This is a genomic window from Rhodococcus yunnanensis NBRC 103083 (assembly GCF_001895005.1).
Classification (GTDB): Bacteria; Actinomycetota; Actinomycetes; order Mycobacteriales; family Mycobacteriaceae; genus Rhodococcoides; species Rhodococcoides yunnanense.
On the sequence record NZ_BCXH01000041.1, the window covers coordinates 1 to 3809 of the forward strand.

1 protein-coding gene is annotated in these 3809 nt (G+C 61.3%); it reads right to left on the reverse strand.

From position 1 onward, the window contains the following. Window positions 1-3809 (reverse strand): non-ribosomal peptide synthetase (locus RY1_RS29135; RefSeq protein ID WP_139280016.1); only part of this gene is annotated, 3809 nt, incomplete at both ends.

The following is a 3809-nucleotide window of genomic DNA, read 5'->3' on the forward strand; positions in this document are numbered from 1 at the left end:
CTCCGCGTCTATCTCCGCCGGTCGTCCGTCAGCCGTCGTACCGTCGAAGATCGTCAACTGAAGGTCGGTTTTGGCCAATGGCGAGTTCACGTCGACCGGGGCGATCGTCAGCCCTGGCAGTTCGAGGCTGGCTCTGGTCATGTTCTGGAAGGAAAGACCGACCTGGAACAACGGGTTTCGTGCCGTCGACCGGACCGGATTGAGCACCTCCACCAAACGCTCGAACGGCACATCCGCATGCGCAAACGCCTGCAGATCCGTCTCCCGCGTCTGCGCCAACAACTCCTCGAACGTCAACGACGAATCCACCCGAGACCGAAACACCAACGTATTGACGAACATCCCGATCATGTCGTCGAGGGCCTTTTCGCCGCGACCTGCGACTGGCGTTCCGACAGCGATGTCCGAGACATTCGACAGCCGGGCGAGCAACACCGCGAACGCGGCGTGCATCGTCATGAACAGCGTCGTGTGGTTCCTACGAGACAGATCGAGAAGAGCGGCGTGCAGATCCGCGTCAATCGTGAAACGAACAGAATCGCCTCGGAAGCTCTGCGACGTAGGGCGTCGACGATCCGACGGCAGATCCAACTGATCCGGCAACCCCGCCAACGCCGACTTCCAATACGCAACCTGCTGCGACGCAATCGACTCCGGATCTTCCTCACTACCGAGAACTTCGCGCTGCCATAGCGCATAATCCGCATACTGCACCGGCAGAGGCGCCCAGCCTGGCGCCTCACCGGCGGAGCGCGCCGCGTACGCCACCATCACATCACGCACGAGGGGCGCCATCGAGGCACCGTCCGCCGACACGTGGTGGATGACGAACGCGAGGACGTACTCGTCCTCTGCCAACTTGAACAGCTGTGCGGCGCGAGGAATCTCGCTCGTGACATCGAACGCCGTCATCATCAGGTCGATGACACTGCGACGTACATCCGCTTCCTGGACGTCGGCGATGACCAATTCCGCGTTCGCATCGCCGACGGGCAGGATCGTCTGGTGCGGTCCGTCCATCGAGTCGGGGTAGATCGTACGGAGCGACTCGTGCCGTGCAATCAGGTCGGCGACGGCGGATTCGAGCGCCGGGACGTTCAGCTCGCCGCTCAAGCGAACGGCGAACGGAATGTTGTCCACGGCAGACGTCGTGTCGTACTGGTTGAGGAACCAATACCGTTGCTGAGCCAGCGACAGCGGTATCTGTGCCGGTCGGTTCACCGCGACGAGGGCGCGCTGTCCACCGCTGCCGACCTGGCTGGCGATTCGCGACGCGAGATCGGCGACGTTCGAGGCCTCGAACAACTCGCGCACGCCGATCTTGGTGTTGAGGACCTGACCCAACCGGGATACCAACTGGGTTGCGATCAGCGAGTTGCCACCGAGTTCGAAGAAATCGTCATCCAGACCGACCCGGTCGAGACCGAGAACACCAGCAAAAGTATCAGCGACGATCTCCTCCACCGGCGTAGTGGGCGCCCGAAACTCCTTGACCACCACAACCGGAGCAGGCAACGCCTTACGATCGAGCTTGCCACTCGATCCCAGCGGAAACGCCTCCAACTCGACGAACACAGCCGGCACCATGTACTCGGCCAACTTCGACCCCAGCGCGGTACGCACCGCCGCACCATCGAAATCGGACTTCGTGACGACATACGCCACCAACTGGTCATCACGAACCATCACCGCAGCCTGAGCAATCGAACCCTGTTCCAACAAAATGGTCTCGATTTCACCCAACTCGATCCGCAAACCGCGGAGCTTGACCTGAAAATCACTACGACCCACATAATCGAGCTCGCCGCTCGTGGTCCACCGCACCACATCACCGGTTCGATAAAGACGCTCACCCCGAGCGCGAGCCTCCGCAACCGGATGCGCAACAAACCGATCCGCAGTCAAATCAGGACGGCCGACATAACCGCGCGCAAGCTGCACTCCGGCGAGATAGAGCTCGCCCTCCACACCGACCGGAACCGGAGCCAACCGGCGATCCAACACGAAGACACGGGTATTCCACACCGGAGCACCGATGGGAATCACGATCTCGTCCGACCGCACCTCGTGAAACGTGACATCGACAGCCGCCTCCGTCGGGCCGTACAAGTTGTGCAACGCCACGTTCGGCAAAGCCGCGAACATACGATGTGCCGTCGCACCGGGCAGCGCTTCACCCGACGCGAATACCGCGCGCAAACTCGGCAACCGAGACGCGCGCGCCTCGATCTCCCCGACGAACACAGCAAGCATCGACGGAACGAAGTGGACGATGGTCACCGACTCGTCGGCGATGACCCCAGCCAGATAATTCGGATCACGATGACCGTCCGGCGCCGCGACCACAACCGAAGCACCCACCTGAAGTGCCCAGAAGAACTCCCACACCGACACATCGAACGTGAACGGCGTCTTCTGCAACACGACATCACTCTCGGTCAACCGATAAGTGTCCTGCATCCACAGCAGACGGTTCACGATCGCCTCATGCGAAACCGCCACACCCTTCGGCCGACCCGTCGACCCCGACGTGAAAATCACATACGCCGTATTCCACCCCCGCAACACCGACAACCGCTCACCATCGGAGACCGGCAACACCGACAACCCCGACACATCCACCACCGACACATCCACCACAGGCACATCCACCACACGCACACCCGAACCCGACACACCACCACCCGCAGCAGCAACCACACCCTCGAACACACCCACATCCGCACCACCCGACACCAACACCAACACCGGCGACGCCACCGACACAACAAACCCATTACGCTCCACCGGCTGATCCGGATCCAAGGGCACATAACCACCACCCGCCACCACCACCGCATACATCCCCACCAACAAATCCACCCCACGCCGCATCCCCAACCCCACCAACACCTCAGGACCCACACCCTCACCGATCAACCACCGAGCAAGAGCAAACACCCGCTCACCGAACACCCCATACGACAACCGCTCACCCCCAGCCACCACCGCCACCACATCCCACGACACACCCACCTGATCCACGAACAACGACGCCAACGTCACACCCCCAACACCCGCAACACCCGAATCCAACACCCGCACAGTCTCATTCCACCCCGACACCACCAACTCACGCTCACCCACACCCAACACACCGATATCACCCACCACCACAGACGAATCCGCAGCCACCGCCTCCAACACCCGAACGAACCGCTCCCCGAACAACACCATCGTCGACTCATCGAACAAATCCGTCGCATACGTCAACGTCGCCGACAACCCAGCAGCACCACCATCGGCATCGAACAACTCCGACAACGTCACCTGCACATCGAACTTCGCCACCGCAGCATCGAACTCCACCACACTCGCCGTCAACCCCGGCAACTCCAGCGACGTCCGCTCCAAATTCTGGAACGACAACATCACCTGGAACAACGGATGCCGACCCTGCGAACGAGCCGGATTGAGCACCTCCACCAAACGCTCGAACGGCACATCCGCATGACCGAACGCACCCAGATCCCGCTCCCGCACATCCCGAACCACATCAGCAAAAGACCAATCCGACCCGAACACCGACCGCAACACCAACGTATTGACGAACATCCCGATCACATCATCGAGAGCAGCCTCACCACGCCCCGCCACCGGCGTACCCACCGCCACATCATCAGACCCCGACAACCGCGACAACACCACCGCCAACGCCGAATGCACCACCATGAACAACGACGCATTCAACTCCCGCGCCACCACATTCAACCCACGATGCACACCCGCATCCACCGAAAACACAACATTCGCACCACCATTGGACGCCA